Here is a 17,725-nt window from a genome sequence, read left to right as displayed (position 1 = left end):
CTATTCATGAAGTAGAATCTGCCAACGTTTTTCGACCATCCCTCATACTGAGCCCGCCCATGCAAAGCCCCTCCCAACCCCAACGCCCCCTCTGGAAAACCTACCTGTTTTTCCTCGCCCCGATGGTCCTGTCGAACTTCCTGCAATCCATGTCCGGCACGGTCAACAGCATCTACATCGGCCAGATGCTCGGCACCCAGGCCCTGGCGGCGGTGTCGGGCATGTTCCCCATCGTGTTTTTCTTCATCGCCCTGGTGATCGGCCTCGGTGCGGGTGCGGGGGTGTTGATCGGGCAGGCGTGGGGGGCGCGGGAGACGCATTTGGTGAAGGCGATTGCCGGGGCGACCTTGTTGCTGGGGGTGTTGATCGGGTTGGTGGCGGCGGTGGTGGGGAGTGTATTTGCGCGGTCGGCGTTGGTGGGGTTGGGGACGCCGGCCGATGTGCTGGACGATGCGGTGGCGTATGCCCATGTGATGTTGTGGATCATGCCGTCGCTGTTGGTGTTTGTGTTGTTCACCCAGTTGCTGCGCGGGGTGAGCGATACCTTGTCGCCGTTGCTGGCGCTGGTGGTGTCCACCTGTGTCGGGCTGGCGCTGACGCCGGCGTTGATTCGCGGGTGGTTGGGTTTTGCGCCGATGGGGATTCAGAGTGCGGCGATTGCCGGGCTGGTGGGTAACCTGGTGGCGATGGGGCTGCTGGCATGGCGCTTGCTTGGCAAGGGCCATCCGCTGGCGCCGGACCGTGAGTTCTTCGCGGCGATGAAGCTGGACATGGCGATTCTCGGCAAGGTGCTACGCATCGGTTTGCCCACCGGGTTGCAGATGGTGGTGTTGTCGCTGTCGGAGCTGGTGATTCTGGCGCTGGTGAACCAGCACGGGTCCCAGGCGACGGCGGCGTATGGCGCGGTGACGCAGATCGTCAATTACGTGCAGTTCCCGGCGCTGTCGATTGCGATCACGGCGTCGATCCTTGGAGCGCAGGCGATTGGGGCGGGGCGCATTGAGCGTATCGGGCCGATTTTGAAGACGGGACTGATGATCAACGTGTGTTTGACCGGTGGCCTGGTGGTGCTCGGGTACTTGTTGTCGAGCTGGTTGCTGGCGTCGTTCCTCACCGAAGAGGCGACGCTCAACATGGCTGAGCACCTGTTGCACATCATGCTCTGGAGCCTGTTGGTGTTTGGTTTCCAGGCGATCATCGGCGGCATCATGCGCGCCAGCGGCACGGTGATGGTGCCGGTGGCGATTTCCATTGTGTGCGTGGTGGGTGTGCAGTTGCCGGCGGCGTATCTGCTGGATGCGAAGTTCGGGCTGCAAGGGGTGTGGATGGCGTTTCCGGTGGCGTATCTGGGAATGCTGGTGTTGCAGACGCTGTATTACAAACTGGTGTGGCAGCATCAGAAGATTGAGCGGTTGGTATAGGCGGGGTAAAGGAGCGGATAATGCTTTGGACCAGGTTTGTGGCGAGTGAGCTTGCTCGCGCTGCGTAGCACAGCGCGAGCAAGCTCCCTCGCCACAAAAGGCAGGTATGGCTGAAGTTCGCAGGCGCAATCGCCTGGGGAGGTTTCAAATGAGCCCCTTGTCCCATTCCATCCTGCAAGACCGGCCGGCAGCCGGGCGGCGTTTGATTGAACCGTTGCTGCCTTACGCCAATCGTTCCGACGTCATCGTTCTGGCCTTGCCCCGTGGCGGCGTGCCGGTGGCTTATGAGGTGGCCACGGCGCTGAAGGTTCGCCTGGACCTGATGCTGGTGCGCAAGCTCGGCGTGCCGTCCCACCCGGAGTACGCCATGGGCGCGATTGCCAGCGGCGGTATCCAGATTCGTAATGAAGAAGCGCTGCGGGTGCATCCGATTGCCAAGGCTGCATTCGACGCCGTGGTCGAGCGGGAAAGCCGCGAGCTATTGCGCCGCGAGCAGGTCTATCGGGGCAAGCGGCCGGCGGTGCAGCTCAAGGATCAGGTGGTGATCCTGATCGACGACGGCCTGGCCACCGGCGCCTCGATGATGGCGGCGATCCAGGCGCTGCGGGCGCAGGCGCCATCGCGCATCGTGGTGGCGGTGCCGGTGGCGCCGATCGAAACGGTGCAGGCGTTGCGCAGCGAGGTGGATGAGTTGATCTGCCCGCTGATGCCCGAGTGGTTCACCTCGATTGGCCATTGGTACATGGACTTTGCCCAGACCTCGGATGCCGAGGTGATCGACCTGTTGCACAGGGCATGGCAACGCGGGGAGTGCGGGGCAGGTGGTGGTAAATCAACGGGTGAGGTGGAATAAACGCCGGTTGTTTGCTTTAGTCCATCTGGTGCCACCCGATCTGTGCGGCACGCCAACTCAAGACGGGAACCCTCCCGGAGAGTGCCATGAATCTTCGATCCGCGCATTGCGTCGCTCTGGCCGGCATGTTGGTGTTCGGCCTGGTGCCGTTTGCGCAAGCCGTGGAGTACAAGGATGTGAACGCCAGGGCCAGCACCTTGAGCTTCACCTATGTGCAGATGGGGTCGAAAGCCTACGGCACCTTTGGTAAGTTCAAGGCCAAACTCGACTTCGACACCGATAACCCCGGCGCCGCTCATGCCGTGCTGACCATCGACCTGAAAAGCATCGATGCCGGCAGCAGCGACGCCAACACCGAGCTGCAAAAGCCGGCGTGGTTCGACACCGCGACTTATCCGGTGGCGACCTTCGAGTCGACCTCCATCAAGGCCCAGGGCAATAACCGCTACACCATCACCGGCACGCTTTCCCTGCGGGGGCTCACTCGGGAAGTGAGTGTACCGGTGCTGCTGAAATCGCAGAGCGCCATCGGTATCTTCGAGGGCCAACTGGTGCTCAAGCGTGACGACTTCAAGATAGGTGAGGGCGAGTGGGCGGACAGTGTGGTGTCCAACGAGATCAATATCCGCTTCCGGATGGTGGCGCCGCAGCGGTGAGTCGGGCCGAACGTTAACTTGCGGTCAACGACACTCCTGTTGTGGGAGATTCTATGTTGCCTGACACTGCGCCATCGCGAGCAGGCTCGCACACATTTGATCTTTGGTGAATGCAAAATCTGAGTACGACGCCGATTCAATGGTGGGCGCTGTACAAAGAAAAACGCCCGATCCAAATTGCATGGACCGGGCGTCGATCAAGCCGCTCTAGTTCGCCTTTATCGGCACCGTCACGGTTTTGCCGAAGGCCGACTTGATGGTTGCCGTCGCGCCAGGCGACGGGCCACTGCCGGCGGTGGTCACCGCTATGTTCCAGCGCGCGCCTGTGGCCGTAGGCGTCAGGACGGCGGCGCCAAGGTTCACCGTACCGGTGGTGGTCGTGGCCGTTGCCGTGATGGTATTGCCCGTGCCACGGGAAGTGGTGCCGGACAGGACCCAATACCAGCGGCTGTTGCTGCGGGCGGTGACGGTGGCGCTGGTGACGATCAGACTCTCGTTGATCGCTGCCGAGACTGCCACGGACACCGTCGCCGGTGCCGACTCCGCGTCCTTGGCATCGCTGGCCCTATAGGAAAAGGTCGCGGTGAACGGTGCGGGGATCGTGGCCGGTGGTGTGTAGGTCACGCGCAGGCCATCGGTGCTGACCACGCCCTTGCCGGAGTCCGGTTGCTCCAGGCCCACCACTTTGAGCGGCACGTTCCCGTCAGGGTCGGTGTCGTTGGCCAGCACGTTGATGATCACCGGTTGGCCGGTGTTACTGATGGCGCTGTCGGGGTTAGCGACCGGTTTTTGGTTAGCGGCGTCCTCGACACGGGTATCGCCAGTGCGGAAGGTCGGCAGCGCGGCGGAGTTGACGTAGTTGACGCCGTCCCAGCCGGGCAGGGGGGTTGGCATCAACTGGAACTGGCCAGGGTTCTCGACATCCCAGCGCAGCAGCATGGAGGTGTCCTCGTGCTGGGTATTGTGGCAGTGCTCCATGTAGGTCCCGGCGAATTCCCGGAAGCGGATCGCCATTTCCACGTCCACCGAGCTGTCGATGCCCTCGCCGATGCGATAGACGTCCTTGCGCGCCCATTTTTCCCATTCCGGTGGGGCCTTGCCGTCGCGGTGGAGGACGATGCCTTCTTCGAAGTGCACGTGCACCGGGTGGTTCCAGCCGTTGCCGCCGTTCCTGATTTTCCACACTTCCAGGGTGCCGTCGCCGGAGAAGCCGGCAGCGGTCGGGCCATTGGCCAGTTGCGGAGCGGCGCTGATGATTCGGGGGTCCATCTGGTAGCCCAGACCGCCGTCGGTCTTGATGGTCCAGGGTTCGTCGTCGGTGCCGTCGGAGCGGCCAAAGGTGAACTCGCGATGCCGTGCCAGTTTCAGTCTGGCCTGCACCGTCGGGTCGTCACGGTTGAGGGTCAGCGGCAGCATGGTTTTACCCATCGGCTTGCCCGGTTTGGCGGGTTCGTAGTCGGCGGGGTTCATGCTCACGTCCTGGCCGGCATAAGGCTGGACTACCATCTGCAGGAACTTGCCCACCACCGGGTCGCCGGCGTCCCATTGCAGTCCGTTGCTACCGAGCTTGAGCACCGCCTTGTACTTGCCGGACAGGACATCGGCCAGGCTCAGCGGCAGACTTTCCGGACCCTTGCCGTCGTGGTGCTCCATCAGGTTGACGAAGTACAACTTGTCGCCGGTGCTGATCCCGTTTTTCGCGAAGTTGACGATGATGTCGTAACGCTCGGCGATGCCCATGGTGGGCAGAATGGCGTTGTGGTCCTGCAGGTCGCCGTCAGCATCCAGGTCCATGCTGCCGTCGAATGGCACGGCGTGTTCCATTATGTTGCCGTCGTTGGCGATCATGTGGAACGGCACGCGGGTGTAGGACAAGCCGGAACCGACCGGGCCAGGATATTCGCCACCGGTGCCGACGACTTCACGCACCAGCGCGATCCTGAAGTAGCGCGACACCGAGCCATTGAGAATGCGGAAGCGATAGCTGCGTGCCCGCACGTTCAGGCGTGGCTGGTACTGCCAGTTGACCAGGAGTTGATCGCCGAGAAAGCCATCGGTGTTGAACGGGTTGAACCACAGCTGGCCATTGGCGTCCCAGGCCTTGTCGGCCAGCATCAGGTTGACGTCATAGTCGCGGTTGCCCCAGGGCAACGCCGAACCGCTGGGCAGGCGCAGGTTGACGCCGTCTTGCAGTGCTTCGTTGCCACGATCCATGGCGCTGTAGTAATTCATCATCACCGCGTTGCCCTTGTAGACGTTCTGCGCGGTGAAATCGAGCATGTGGTCGTGGAACCAGTGAGTGCTCATGGTTTCGCGCCAGTCGCCACGGATCTTGATGCTGCCGTTGTTGCAGGTCTTGAGGCCCGGCGTGGCATCGTTGACATACAGGGTTTCACCGGGGGCGCAGGGGAACGCCGCGCGCGGATCCTGGGCGCTGGTGTTGATGGTGTCGTAACCGGCCAGTTGTATCGGCCAGCGATAGTCGTAGTACTGCCCCGGAAAGAAAAACGCATTGGAATAGCCATCGCTTTCGGCCGGGGAGTGGCCATTGTGTTCATGGGTGCTGAGTGTGTGCAGGCCGAAACCCATGTTGGCCGACGGATCGATCGGCAGGGCGTTGTAGTGACGCATCAGCACCGGTTGGCCGTACCGCACCATCAGCAGTTTTGGCGGGAAGGTGCCGTCGAAGGTCCAGAGCGCCTTGTGGTTCTGAATCGGCATGTTGGGGTGAAAGCGGGTGTCGATGCCTTTGGTGGTGCCCACGATGATCGGATTGTCCGAGGTCTGGTTGTAGAGCCCGCCAGGCCCGAACTCACCGACGGCGTAGTTGTGCAATTGCCGGCGGTCGCGCATGCCGCCGTTGAGCTTGGCGCCCGCTTGAGTGGTCTTGAAGGCGACCTGTGGGTAGAACTCGTTCCAGCGCTGGTGCGACCAGCCTTTTCCTGGCGGACGACCTTCGGCTGGCGAGCCGACCGGATGGCGGTTGAGGAAGGCTTCGATCTGCGCTTTCCAGGGGTTGCGGTCCAGCACGTTGGAATACTGCGACGGAAACGGGTACAGCCCCGGCTGGCGCATGAAGGCTTCCAGCGCCGCGGCCGAAGGGCCGCTGCGGGCGATGTTGTTCGGGTCCTGGGTGGGCGCCGGGCCGACGATCGGCACCGGGAAGGTCAGGGTGGGCGGCGGCAGTGTCGGGTCGAGTTTTTCCGTACCGAACTCTTCGAACAGCAGCAGTTGCTGAGTGTACGGCTGGGCCCCGAACAATGGGCTGGGCTTGCCATTGGTGGGGATTTTGAAGGATGTCTGCAGGGCTGGCGGCAGCACGTTGTCGGTCGTTGGCGTGGTGCGGGTGCCGTACACACCATTGGGCAGGGCGTAGGAGCCCTGGTTGGTGGGAGACATGGCCTCTATGGCATCCAGCGCGGCCTGGGGGTCGGTCGGCGGGTTGGTATACGCCGAAGGATCTGTTGGCGGCGGCGGGCTGACATCGTCAAGCGGCGCAGCGTTGACAGTGCCGAGGCTGAAGTTGATCAGCATCACAGCGGCGATGCCCGGTTTGCTGAGAAAGCCGAGCGGTTTGAGGTCAGGCATTTTTTTCATGTTGTTCCCCTCGGGGGCGCGCCGGTGTGGCTGATGTTGGCCATTGGCTCGCTGCAAGAGGTGCGCCAATCTCCGGAAGGTCCGGGGGAAGACAAAAAACTGTTTGATATCAAAAGACTGGCGTTTTGGACTTTGGTCCTAAAGATGCAATGGGTGGGAATCCTCAAAGTTGGGGGCTTTGACCCACCCATTTCCCCCCACTCACATCCCGGTCCGGAGTGGTGGTGGGCGCTTTCACGAGCAGGCGAGCTCCCACAGAAGATCGAGGAGTGGGCAAAACCGCAGTCCCCTGAGGGAGCGGGCCTGATCGCGAAGAGGCACGTTCATCCAGCACAATGTGTGCCGGAGTCGCTGTTGTCAGCCTCGAAAACGCAACCAGGCGTCCGCCGGCGATGCGCATGGGCCGTCAATGGGGGATGTCTGTCCATCACCCTTCGGACCACAGGTGCCAGGCGCGCTATGATAGGCGGTCCTCGCCTCCCGGAGCCTGTCACCGCAATGCCCCTGATTAGCCACTTCAAGACCCCATGCCCCGAGCACATCAATAGCCAGATCCTGCAGATGGTGGTCGACAACCTGACCGACATCAGCATGGTCGCGATCCCGCCCAGCAACCTGCTGTACAACCTCTACCAATACGCGATCGGCTATGAGGTGCACCTGTATCTGGAGGCGCTGAACGGTGAAAAAGGCATTGCCGTGGAGTTGATTGTCGCCACCGACGAAGACGATCCGCAAACGGTGACGGGCTTTGTGCTGTACCTGCCGGTGCAGGATGACCCCGAGGCCTGCGGCGTGGCGTACATGGCGGTGCAGGCCGAGTATCGGCGCCAGGGCGTGGCCCGGCGGATGCTGCGGGAAGTGGTCGGTCGCTATCCCCATGCCGAGCTGACCTGTGCGGTGGCCAAGGTGCCGTATTTCGAGGCGATGGGTTTTGAGGTGGTGGGCGTGCGTGCGACCCAAGTGTTGATGAACACCCGCGACCACGCCACCGATGGCTTGATGGCACTGCTGGATGTGGCGTCGATCTACAGTTCGCTGGAGGTGCGACAGATTCATACCTACCTGCTGCAAAAGCATGGCAAGCGGGCCATGACCGACGCGGAAAAACAACGCGACCGGCATCTGGACCAGTTGACGCGCAAGGCCAATGAATTTGTGCGTGGGCGGTTGGGGGACGATGCGGTGCCGGCTAGCGGACCTCGATTGCGCCTGGTCTGACCGTACTCTCCTAAACACCACAAATCCCCCTGTGGGAGCGGGCTTGCTCGCGAAGGCGTCGTATCAGTCGCCTAAAATGTTGGCTGACACACCGCCTTCGCGAGCAAGCCCGCTCCCACATTTAACCGCGGTCAGCGTTTAGGCCAGCTTCACATTCATGGTTATCCGCGCCGTGAACACCTTCTTGCCCTCGGCGTCGTGAATATCCACCGGCACGATCTTGTCGCCTTCGGTGGTCCAGTCCACCGTCTCCCCTTCGGCCACCGCCGTCACATCGCTCTTGGCCTTGGCCAGGTATTCCACGGTCATGCCTTTGGGAATCCAGCGTGCGCCGGCGGGAATGGAAACGTCGGTCATCATCCCGGCGGCCAGTTCGGCGGCGTTGCACATGGCAATCGCATGCACCGTACCCAAATGATTGGTGATCTCCCGGGCAAACGGCACGTGAACGGTGGCGCTGCCTTTGCGCAAATCCTTGACCAACGGGTTGATGGTGGAGAAGTAGGGCGCCACCTGGCAGGCCATTTTGCTGAATGCTTGCGGGCCTGCGCTGTTGAACATGCTGAGGAACTGACTCATTTTTTTGCCTCTTGAGGATAACGGTTGCAGAACAATATTCTTTAACAGAATAATGTTCTGTGACGGAACAGTATTCTGTCGAAGGGAAATCTGTCAACCTAGCGCCACTTGTTTGCTGGCCACCGCCAGCCTCCACCCATGACTCTTCCGGACTGTCCTTGCGCATGGAAACCGCCGATCTGCTCGAACGCTGCTACCCCGGACGACGCGCCGAACTCAAGCGCGACATCTTCAGAAAGGCCCTGGGCCTGTTCAACGAACAGGGGATCGAGGCCACCACCATCGAAATGATCCGCGCCGAATGCGATACCAGCGTCGGCGCGATCTATCACCATTTCGGCAACAAGGAAGGCCTGGTGGCGGCGCTGTTTTTTACCGCCCTCGATGATCAGGCCCGCTTGCGTGACAGCTACCTGGCTGACGCACACACCGCTCAAGCCGGGGTGCATGCGCTGGTGCACAGCTATGTGGACTGGGTCGATAGCCAGCCGGAGTGGGCGCGGTTCCAGTACCACGCACGGTTTGCCGTCACCAAGGGGCCGTTCAAGGACGAACTCGCCACCCGCAACAAGACGCGCAACAAGCAGTTGCTGGAGTGGCTGGGCGCGCAGGGTAATGAGCTGGGGCGTTTTCCGGCGGAGCTGATCCCGTCGCTGATCGTCGGCCAGGCAGACAGTTACTGCCGCGCCTGGTTGTCGGGCCGGGTCAAGGGCAGCCCGAAGGCCTATCGGGACATGCTGGCGGAGGCGGCGTGGCGGTCGTTGTGCACCACCGAAACACAATGACTTTCCCCTGTAGGAACGGGCTTGCTCGCGAAAGCGGTGTGTCAGCCAACATTCATGGCGACTGACACGACGCCTTCGCGAGCAAGCCCGCTCCTACATTGGAGATGTATTGATAGGAAGATGGTTTTCGGAGGTTAAAAAAGAGCCTCAAAGCTCTTGATGGGGAGGAAGTGGAGCCGTGAGGCTCAAGATGCGCGTGAAACAAGCGGTGAGCTTGGTAGGGGTTCAGTGCACTCACCACCTACGCAGCGGCTTGCACAAACAGGCGGCTGCGTAAGTTCATCCTAAAAAGACCTAGTGTTTTACTCAAGTACCGCTAGTCGTGTCCCCCGGCCAGCCGGCGCGGCGCAATGCCTTGAGCAAGGTCTCGGCATCCAGCCCTTGCACCCCATGTCCGTTGCCTTCGGCCGTTTCGGCGGCGAGCAGGGCATTGATGATGGCTTCTTCCACGGCTTCGGTGGCGGCCAGGAACAGCTCGCTGATGTGGTCGTTGTTGACCATGCTCAGGTTGTGAGTGGTCGGCGCTTTCTTGCTCTCGTAGGCGGCCGGTGGCACGTGATCGTTACCGGTGGCGAAGGCGATGAAGATGTCGCCGCTGTGGTCTTCATTGCCGCCGCCGGTGCGGGCCAGGCCGAGGCTGGCGCGTTGAGCCAGACGGGTGCACTGATGTGGGAGCAACGGCGCATCGGTGGCCAGGCAGACCACGATCGAACCCATGCCCGGATGGGGCAGCGAGGCCTTGAGGAATGGCGAATCGACCTGTTCCATGTAGCGCCCGACCGGGTAGCCATCGACGCGCAATTCATTGCGAATACCATGGTTGGCCTGGACAATTGCGCCGACTGTCCAGCCGCCCTGGTCGCTGTTCAAGCGGCGCGACGCGGTGCCGATACCGCCTTTGAATTCGTGGCAGATCATGCCGCTGCCACCGCCGACATTGCCTTCGGCCACCGGGCCGCCCACCGCCGAATGCACGGCCTGGGCCACGTGTTCCGGCTTGACGTGAAAGCCGTTGATGTCGTTGAGCAAGCCATCGAAGGTTTCCAGCACCACCGGCATGTTCCAGTACAGGCGCCCGTCATCCGGTTGCTGCTCGCGGTCGAGCACGATCAGTGCGTCGCGCACCACGCCCAGGCTGTGGGTGTTGGTGAAGGCGATGGGGCTGGTCAGCAAGCCGGCCTCGCGAATCCACTCCAGCCCCGTGGCATCGCCATTGCCGTTGAGCACATGCACACCGGCAAAGCAGGGTTGCTGGCTGGTGGAACCGGCCCGGGGTTCGATGACGGTGACGCCGGTGAGGATATCGCGGCCATTGACGGTGCGGCCTCGTACATCGCTGTGGCCGACCCGTACGCCAGGGACGTCGGTGATGGCATTGAGCGGACCGGGTTGCAGTTGGCCGAACTGGATGTTGAGGTCGCGGGCGCGTGGTTTCATGGGTTTTCTCATTTTCAATTTTTGGCAGAAAAATGCGGTCAACACCTGTAGGAGCTGCCGAAGGCTGCGATCTTTTGATTTTTTGTTTTTGTCGATCCGCAATCTTTCAAGATCAAAAGATCGCAGCCTTCGGCAGCTCCTACTGACCGTTCTTGACCTTGCTCCAGATCCGCGTGCGCACGCGCTCGGTAGCCGGCGGCAGGGGTTGGAGGGTGAACAAGGTGGCCATGGCTTCGGCGGGCGGATAGACGGCCGGGTTGCTGCGGGTTGCCTCGGCCACCAGTGTGGTCGCGCTGCGGTTGCCGTTGGGGTAGTTGAGGTGGTCGCTGACCGGGGCGATGACCTCGGCGCGCATCAGGTAGTCGATGAAGGCCATGCCTTGTTCCGGGTGCGGTGCGTCCTTGAGCAGCACCAGGGTGTCGAACCACACCGGCGCGCCTTCCTTGGGCAGGCTGTAGGCGATCTTCACGCCGTTGCCGGCCTGTTCGGCGTTGCTCTTGGCTTCGAGCATCGCGCCGGACCAGCCCACCGCCACGCAGATGTTGCCGTTGGACAGGTCGCTGATGAATTTCGATGAGTTGAAGTAGGCAATGTGCGGGCGCAGTTTCAGCAGCAGTGCTTCGGCCTTCTTGTAGTCCTCGGGGTTGGTACTGTTGGGCGGCAGGCCGAGGTAGTGCAGGGCGACCGGCAGCATCTCCGACGGCGAGTCGAGCATGGCCACGCCGCATTCGCCGAGCTTGGCCAGGTTCTCTTCCTTGAACACCAGGTCCCAGGAATCCACCGGCGCCTTGTCACCCAGCGCTGCGCGGACTTTGTCGATGTTGTAGCCGATGCCGTTGGTGCCCCACAGATAGGGTACGGCGTACTGGTTGCCCGGATCGTTGTTGGCCAGTTTCGCCAGCAGTTCGGTGTCCATGTTCTTGAAGTCCGGCATCTGCGCACGGGGCAGAGGGGCGAGGGCGCCGGCCTTGATCAGCGTGGGCAAGCTGAAGTTGCTGGCCACCACCACGTCGTAGCCGCTGCGGCTGGTGAGCAACTTGCCTTCCAGCACTTCGGCGCTGTCGAAGGTGTCGTAGACCGGCGCAATCCCGGTGTCACGCTTGAAGTCCTGCAAGGTGGTCGGGCCGATGTAGTCGTACCAGTTGTACACGTGCACCGTCGGGGCTTCGACCGCAAAAGCCGACAGCGAAACCGCCAGACAGGCGCCAAACCCCAGATTGAAATACAAGCGGTGACGACTCATGATGCGGCACTCCTGGCCTGTTGCGGCCGGTGGTAATCAGGAGTTTGCAGCGTATCGACCGGGGTGGCTTTCACCCATTCCCATCATGGGTTACTCAAAAGGGGTAGTGCGTGGACGCGTTGTTGAAAGAGTTGCCGGTGCACCAGGGGCTGGCGCGGGTCTTCACGGCGGTGGGGCGGGACGGCTTCTGGCGCGCGCTGGTCGATACCCTGCGCTTGCTGGTGCCGCTGGATAACGCGCTGGTGGCGCTGATGCGCCCGGGGCATGTGCCGCGCCTGCTGATTGACTTCGATGCCAAGGGCACCACCGAAGAACATGAAGAACTGGCGGACTACCGCGCCGGCATGTACCTGCTCGACCCGTTCTATCAAGCCGCCTGTGCGGGTATCGCCGACGGTTTGCACAGCCTCGAATCGGTGGCCCCCGACCAGTTCCAGCACAGCGAGTACTACCTGAGTTACTTCAGCACCGTGGTCGGTGGCGACGAGTTGCAGTTCATGGTCAACGTCGATGGTGCCGTGCTTGGCCTGTCCCTGGGACGTGCGACACGCTTCAGCCTCGAAGAGCAGGGCCGCCTGCTGTGCGTGCGTGACTGGGTGCTGGCGGCGATGCGCCGACACCTGGATTTGCTGCCACCGGAAGGGCCGGCCGCCGAACTACCGGCCGGCGATCTGGCGACCTTGCTCGATCGCTTCGACGCACGCCTGACCCTGCGGGAAATCGAAACCGCGCGCCTGATTCTCCAGGGCTTCTCCAGCAAGGCCATCGCCCAGCAAATGGGCATCTCCCCGGAAACGGTGAAGGTGCATCGGCGCAATCTCTATCACAAGCTCAACGTGAACGGGCATGGCGAGTTGTTTGCGCTGGTGTTGCGGCCGCGTTGAGATCCAAGTCAAAAAGATCGCAGGCTTCGCCAGCTCCTACAGGGGAATGCACAGGCCCGTAGGAGCTGCCGCAGGCTGCGATCTTTCAGCTCTGCAGCTTGAACACCAACGCCTTCAACCCACACTCCACATCAGCATCCGGAAACTCCGGCGGGTTCTCCAGCCGCTGTTCAAACCGCAGGCTCGGCGCTTCGCGGGTCACGCCCTCGATCAGGAAGTCGGCACCAAACGCCGGGTCGTTCATGCACGCCAGCACGGTACCTTGAGGGCTGAGCAATTCCGGCAACCGACGCAGTACGCGCTGGTAGTCCTTGGTCAGCAGGAAGCTGCCTTTCTGGAACGACGGCGGGTCGATGATCACCAGGTCGTACGGCCCCTTGCCGATCACCTTGCCCCAGGATTTGAACAGGTCGTGGCCGAGGAAACCGACCTTGCTCATGTCGTGGCCGTTGAGCCGGTGGTTGTCGCGGCCACGGTTCAAGGCCGGGCTCGACATGTCGAGGTTGACCACGTGGCTCGCACCGCCTTCGATGGCCGCCACCGAGAAACCGCAGGTGTAGGCGAACAGGTTCAATACCCGCTTGCCCTCGGCATTGGCGCGGACCCAGTCGCGGCCGTAGCGCATGTCGAGGAACAGCCCGGTGTTCTGTTTGCGGCCCAAGTCCACCCGGTACTTCAGGCCACCCTCGGTGATGGTCATTTCCTCGATCACGTCCCCGAGCAGCCACTCGGTGGTGCTTTGCAGCAGGTAGCGGTGTTGCAGCAACAGGGTATGGGCGCCGGATTTTGCCCACTGCTCAGACTGGGTGATCGCCATCAGCACCTGCTTCAGGTCTTCCAGTTGCGCCGCTTCCGGCTCCTTGAACAGCGCCACCAGCACCACGCCCTGCAACCAGTCCACGGTCACTTGCTCCAGCCCCGGCCAGCAGCGGCCACGGCCGTGAAACAGGCGGCGGGTTTCGGCGGGGGCGGCTGCCAGGGCGGTCAGCAGGTGCTGGTTGAGGGTGGCGAGGGCTTCAGGGTTCATCGGGTCGTGTCGATCATTTGTGGGGGCGGCATTTAACCATAATTGCGCATTCGGCGGACCACACAAAACCTTGTGGGAGCGGGGGGGCATTCGGATGCGAGTTATCACGTTTAATTTAACTTTACGTGAGGATTTGGCGATCTTCCGGCTCCCATACTCGGCCCCAACGAACAACAACAATCCGGAGCCGGACATGTCGCAGACCACTGCTTCACCCAAGTCCACTCATCCACGCTGGCTACGCCTGACCCATTGGCTCAACGCCCTGGCGGTGCTGGTAATGGTCACCAGCGGCTGGCGCATCTACAACGCTTCGCCGATCTACGACTTCAGCTTTCCCAAGTCGATCACCCTCGGCGGCTGGCTGGGTGGTGCGCTGCAATGGCATTTCGCGGCGATGTGGTTCCTGGCGATCAACGGCTTGATCTACCTGGCATTCAACCTGTTCAGCGGACGCCTGAAGCGGCGTTTCTTCCCGGTCTCGCCCAAAGCTGTGCTGCATGACCTCGGGGCCGCATTACGCGGAAAACTGAGCCATGCCGACCTCTCGCATTACAACCAGGTGCAGCGTGTTGCGTACCTGTTCGTGATGGTCGACATCCTCCTGCTGGTGCTCTCCGGGCTGGTGCTGTGGAAGTCGGTGCAGTTCCCGCTGTTGCGTGAGTTGCTGTGGGGATACGAAGGCGCACGCCGTGTGCACTTCTTCGCCATGGCTCTGTTGGTGGCCTTTGTGGCGGTGCATCTGGTGATGGTCGCACTGGTTCCGAAAACGCTGTTGGCCATGATCGTCGGCCGCAAGGAGCAGGTATGAAAAAGCGCATTCAGGTACCCGGACTGGACGAGGCGTCGATCCTCACCGACGCCCGCAAGATCCTCGCCCCGCAGATCGAAGACCACTCGCGCCGCTCGTTCCTGTTGCGCGGCCTGACCCTAGGCGGCGTAGCGATGTTGTCCGGTTGCAATATCACCGACAACGACAGCGTCGAGACCGCGCTTTCAACCATGTCGCGCTTCAACGACCGGGTGCAGGGCTGGCTGTTCAACCCCAACGCGATGGCGCCCACCTATCCCGAATCGATGATCACCCGGCCGTTTCCCTTCAATGCCTTCTACGGCATCGACGAGGCGCCGACGGTGCATGAGGAGGACTATCGCCTGGAAGTCACCGGCCTGGTCGCCGACAAGCGCAGCTGGCGCCTCGAAGAACTGCGGGCCATGGCCCAGACCGAGCAGATCACCCGGCACATTTGTGTCGAAGGCTGGAGCGCGATCGGGCGTTGGGGTGGCGTGCGCTTCAGCGATTTCCTCAAGCGCATCGGCGCCGACACCGACGCCAAATATGTCGGTTTCAAATGCGCCGACGACTACTACACCAGCATCGACATGGCCACCGCGCTGCACGCGCAGACCCTGCTGGCACTGACTTGGGACGGCGCAGTGCTGCCGCGAGAATACGGCTTCCCGATGAAGCTGCGCATGCCCACCAAGCTTGGCTACAAGAACCCCAAACACATTCAGGCGATTTTCGTCAGCAACACCTACAGCAGCGGCTACTGGGAAGACCAGGGCTACAACTGGTTCGGTGGCAGCTGACGGGTGCCTGGCTATTTCACACCCCACAACCCACGCTCCAAGGAGTTTCATCATGAAAAAGTTGACCACTGTTGTTCTGTCCATGTGCCTGGCCGTTGGTGCCGCCTCTGTGTTCGCTGCTGACACCATGAGCAACGACAGCATGAGCAAGGATTCGATGTCCAAGGACGCCATGTCCAAAGACGCCATGTCCAAGGATGCAATGAAGAAGACCGATTCGATGTCCAGGGACGCAATGTCCAAAGACGGTATGTCCAAGGATGCAATGTCCAGGGACGCGATGAAAAAAGACGCCATGTCCAGGGACAGCATGAGCAAAGACGCCATGTCGCAATAATCAAAGGCAACACAAAAACTGTGGTTTTTCCTGTTGTCGATCCGCTGTATCAAAAATGAATTTCCGTCGAGTCCGCTGCTCATACCTTTTAGGTGGCGGATTAGTACCCGCGAATTCATTGAGGCAATCAGGGAGCGGCACGGTCATGAGTCGAGTACCGACGGCGGGTGGGGATCTTCCTGGCGGGTTGATTCTGGTGGTTGAGGACGACCCGCTGATCCTGGAGTTTCTCTGTGAGATTCTTCAGGAGGAAGGTTTTGTCGTCGAACCGCAACTCAGTGCGGACGCGGCAGCGATCTATCTGGAGCAGCATGCGCCGCAAGTGCACATGCTGCTGACAGACATCACCATGCCCGGCAGGCTCAACGGCGCGGACCTGGCCAACCAGTTCGGTGATCGGTGGCCGGAGAAGCCGATCATGATCATGTCCGGTTTCGAAACCCCTGAAAGCGCAGGCGTGCGGCACGAGGTCTCTTTCATCAAGAAACCCTGGATGATTGGCGGGTTGCTCGATTGCGTGGACCAGACCTTCAAGTCCAAACGACTCAACTGAACTGCGCGCAGGTGCTACATTGCCGGGCAAATCCGTCCGGCACCTGCGAGGCTCCTTTCCTTGTCCGATCACTCTGTTTTCAACTCGACCTACCGTGCCTTTCTGTTCGACATGGACGGCACCGTCCTGACGTCCATCGCCGCCGCCGAGCGGGTCTGGACCACCTGGGCCGTGCGCCATGGTGTCGATGTCGAGACCTTCCTGCCGACCATTCACGGTGCCCGCGCCATCGACACCATCAGGCGCCTGGGCTTGCCCGGTGTGGATGCCGAGGTCGAAGCCGCCTGGATTACCGAAGCGGAAATCGTCGACGTCGACGGGGTACTGGAAGTGGCAGGCGCGGCGAAATTCTTGCGGTCCTTGCCCCTCAGCCAGTGGGCGATCGTCACTTCCGCCCCGCGGGAATTGGCGTTGCGGCGGATGGCGGCGGCAGGGATTCCCGAGCCTGCCGTCATGATCACCGCCGAGGATGTGACTGCCGGCAAACCGGACCCCGCCGGTTACCGCCTCGCGGCCCGACGCCTGGGTGTCGAGCCTGGGCAGTGCCTGGTGTTTGAAGATGCCACGGTGGGGATTCTGGCGGCCGAGGCAGCGGGGGCGAACTTGATGATTGTCACGGCGACCCATGAGCAGCCGATCGAGACGTTGCATGGGACGTTGGCGGGTTATGACATGGTTGTCGCGAGCGTGGATGCCGGCGGTCTGATTCGTTTGCAGCTTTTGTGAACGAAACATTCCCCTGTGGGAGCGGGCTTGCTCGCGAAGGCGGTTTGTCAGGCAATTGCAATGTCGACTGATACTCCGCTTTCGCGAGCAAGCCCGCTCCCACACTTTTAATGTGTTGCCTGCACTTTTTGTGATCGACGCTTCAGTAAATTTTAGGGATCAACCGCCAGCTGCGGGCGCAATAGGCCTCGTACTCACTGCCGAACTGCGCCCTGAGCAAGGCTTCTTCCGAGTGAATGCGCGCGATCAGCGGGATCAGCGTCAGCGCCACCAATATCAGCCCGACCCCCGAACGAAAGGCCAGCGCCCAACCCATGCCGATGACCATCATCCCCAGATAACTGGGGTTGCGCAGGTTGCGGTAGATCCCCTCCGTGACCAGTCGGTGCCCCGGCTGAATGGCCACCAGCCCACTGAAGCGCTTGCCCAGCACAAACACCGGCCACAACCGCAGCGCGCCGCCGACGATGAACAACAGTGCGCCGAGCCAGCGCACGCCTTCACCGCCAAAGGTCCAGAAATCGATGCGGTCGGTATAGGCCGGCAGAAAACCGCTCAGCAACCCGATCACGCCGAAGGCCGGGATGACCCAGCGGTTGTCCCGGTCTTCGCGTTCCCCTGAACTCAGGTTGACCTCGGTGAACAGTGATGCGACAGCCATGATCAGGGTGGCCAGGGCAACGACAACCAGTGAGCCGTGGCTGAAAAAGGCTGCGAAACCACCCAGCCCCCAGATCGCCAGGGTGAGGTAGGCGAGGGTGCTGACGACGGCGAAAAACGCCAGTTTGACCGAGATTTTCATGGTGCCTCCAC

The 17,725-nt window shown here is 61.6% G+C and carries 17 protein-coding genes; 11 read left to right on the top strand and 6 right to left on the bottom strand.

Annotated features, from left to right (window positions below; all coding sequences use genetic code 11):
- Nucleotides 1-59 precede the first annotated feature (59 nt).
- The 3 genes from ACM6G4_RS01530 to ACM6G4_RS01520 all read left to right on the top strand — a co-directional run bounded on the left by ACM6G4_RS01530 (nucleotide 60) and on the right by ACM6G4_RS01520 (nucleotide 2,930).
- Complete coding sequence (locus ACM6G4_RS01530) at nucleotides 60-1,421, top strand: MATE family efflux transporter (protein ID WP_414912884.1); 1,362 nt, start codon at nucleotides 60-62, stop codon at nucleotides 1,419-1,421.
- A 148-nt stretch (nucleotides 1,422-1,569) separates the two neighbouring features.
- Complete coding sequence (locus tag ACM6G4_RS01525; protein ID WP_056725162.1) at nucleotides 1,570-2,274, top strand: phosphoribosyltransferase; 705 nt, start codon at nucleotides 1,570-1,572, stop codon at nucleotides 2,272-2,274.
- A gap of 86 nt (nucleotides 2,275-2,360) precedes the next feature.
- On the top strand, nucleotides 2,361-2,930 hold the full coding sequence (locus ACM6G4_RS01520) for a YceI family protein (RefSeq protein ID WP_056725163.1): 570 nt from the start codon (nucleotides 2,361-2,363) through the stop codon (nucleotides 2,928-2,930).
- 207 nt (nucleotides 2,931-3,137) lie between these two features.
- Here the strand turns inward: ACM6G4_RS01520 and ACM6G4_RS01515 are convergent, their stop codons facing one another.
- On the bottom strand, nucleotides 3,138-6,527 hold the full coding sequence (locus ACM6G4_RS01515; RefSeq protein ID WP_414912883.1) for an Ig-like domain-containing protein: 3,390 nt from the start codon (nucleotides 6,525-6,527) through the stop codon (nucleotides 3,138-3,140).
- 498 nt (nucleotides 6,528-7,025) lie between these two features.
- Here ACM6G4_RS01515 and ACM6G4_RS01510 point away from each other — a divergent pair, with 498 nt between their 5' ends.
- Nucleotides 7,026-7,748 carry a GNAT family N-acetyltransferase gene (locus ACM6G4_RS01510; RefSeq protein WP_056723869.1) on the top strand — a complete coding sequence of 241 codons (723 nt, stop codon included), beginning with the start codon at nucleotides 7,026-7,028 and terminating at the stop codon, nucleotides 7,746-7,748.
- Between the two features lie 138 nt (nucleotides 7,749-7,886).
- Here the strand turns inward: ACM6G4_RS01510 and ACM6G4_RS01505 are convergent, their stop codons facing one another.
- Nucleotides 7,887-8,327, bottom strand: coding sequence for a hotdog fold domain-containing protein (locus ACM6G4_RS01505; protein WP_056723871.1), 441 nt, complete (start codon nucleotides 8,325-8,327; stop codon nucleotides 7,887-7,889).
- 164 nt (nucleotides 8,328-8,491) lie between these two features.
- On the opposite strand from ACM6G4_RS01505, the gene ACM6G4_RS01500 reads away from it, so the two are divergent.
- Entirely contained in the window at nucleotides 8,492-9,112 is a 621-nt protein-coding gene (locus ACM6G4_RS01500; protein ID WP_414912882.1) for a TetR/AcrR family transcriptional regulator, read from the top strand.
- Nucleotides 9,113-9,418: 306 nt separating this feature from the next.
- Here the strand turns inward: ACM6G4_RS01500 and ACM6G4_RS01495 are convergent, their stop codons facing one another.
- Complete coding sequence (locus ACM6G4_RS01495; protein ID WP_414912881.1) at nucleotides 9,419-10,549, bottom strand: P1 family peptidase; 1,131 nt, start codon at nucleotides 10,547-10,549, stop codon at nucleotides 9,419-9,421.
- Nucleotides 10,550-10,688: 139 nt separating this feature from the next.
- Nucleotides 10,689-11,792 (bottom strand): extracellular solute-binding protein, encoded by a 1,104-nt coding sequence (locus ACM6G4_RS01490; RefSeq protein ID WP_414912880.1) that lies wholly within the window; start codon nucleotides 11,790-11,792, stop codon nucleotides 10,689-10,691.
- A 110-nt stretch (nucleotides 11,793-11,902) separates the two neighbouring features.
- Here ACM6G4_RS01490 and ACM6G4_RS01485 point away from each other — a divergent pair, with 110 nt between their 5' ends.
- Nucleotides 11,903-12,676, top strand: coding sequence for a helix-turn-helix transcriptional regulator (locus ACM6G4_RS01485; protein WP_056723878.1), 774 nt, complete (start codon nucleotides 11,903-11,905; stop codon nucleotides 12,674-12,676).
- Nucleotides 12,677-12,761: 85 nt separating this feature from the next.
- On the opposite strand, the gene ACM6G4_RS01480 is transcribed toward ACM6G4_RS01485, so the two are convergent.
- A complete protein-coding gene (locus tag ACM6G4_RS01480; RefSeq protein WP_056723880.1) occupies nucleotides 12,762-13,703 on the bottom strand; it encodes a class I SAM-dependent methyltransferase in 942 nt (313 codons plus the stop codon).
- A 193-nt stretch (nucleotides 13,704-13,896) separates the two neighbouring features.
- On the opposite strand from ACM6G4_RS01480, the gene ACM6G4_RS01475 reads away from it, so the two are divergent.
- The 5 genes from ACM6G4_RS01475 (at nucleotide 13,897) to ACM6G4_RS01455 (ending at nucleotide 16,912) form a co-directional block, all read left to right on the top strand.
- The gene (locus ACM6G4_RS01475; protein ID WP_056723882.1) at nucleotides 13,897-14,514 is read left to right on the top strand and encodes a cytochrome b/b6 domain-containing protein; all 618 of its coding nucleotides are present in this window, start codon (nucleotides 13,897-13,899) and stop codon (nucleotides 14,512-14,514) included.
- Nucleotides 14,511-15,296, top strand: coding sequence for a molybdopterin-dependent oxidoreductase (locus tag ACM6G4_RS01470; protein ID WP_414912879.1), 786 nt, complete (start codon nucleotides 14,511-14,513; stop codon nucleotides 15,294-15,296). Before ACM6G4_RS01475 ends, ACM6G4_RS01470 begins: the two co-directional genes overlap by 4 nt.
- 52 nt (nucleotides 15,297-15,348) lie before the next feature.
- Nucleotides 15,349-15,633 carry a pentapeptide MXKDX repeat protein gene (locus tag ACM6G4_RS01465; protein WP_414912878.1) on the top strand — a complete coding sequence of 95 codons (285 nt, stop codon included), beginning with the start codon at nucleotides 15,349-15,351 and terminating at the stop codon, nucleotides 15,631-15,633.
- A gap of 145 nt (nucleotides 15,634-15,778) precedes the next feature.
- The gene (locus ACM6G4_RS01460; RefSeq protein ID WP_414912877.1) at nucleotides 15,779-16,186 is read left to right on the top strand and encodes a response regulator; all 408 of its coding nucleotides are present in this window, start codon (nucleotides 15,779-15,781) and stop codon (nucleotides 16,184-16,186) included.
- Between the two features lie 60 nt (nucleotides 16,187-16,246).
- The gene (locus ACM6G4_RS01455; protein WP_414912876.1) at nucleotides 16,247-16,912 is read left to right on the top strand and encodes an HAD-IA family hydrolase; all 666 of its coding nucleotides are present in this window, start codon (nucleotides 16,247-16,249) and stop codon (nucleotides 16,910-16,912) included.
- 142 nt (nucleotides 16,913-17,054) lie between these two features.
- Here the strand turns inward: ACM6G4_RS01455 and ACM6G4_RS01450 are convergent, their stop codons facing one another.
- On the bottom strand, nucleotides 17,055-17,714 hold the full coding sequence (locus ACM6G4_RS01450) for a methyltransferase family protein (RefSeq protein ID WP_056723888.1): 660 nt from the start codon (nucleotides 17,712-17,714) through the stop codon (nucleotides 17,055-17,057).
- Nucleotides 17,715-17,725 lie beyond the last annotated feature (11 nt).

Origin of the sequence: Pseudomonas sp. IT-P258, from assembly GCF_949767825.1 — a bacterium.
Classification (GTDB): Bacteria; Pseudomonadota; Gammaproteobacteria; order Pseudomonadales; family Pseudomonadaceae; genus Aquipseudomonas; species Aquipseudomonas monachiensis.
This window is presented reverse-complemented; position numbering and strand designations above follow the sequence as displayed.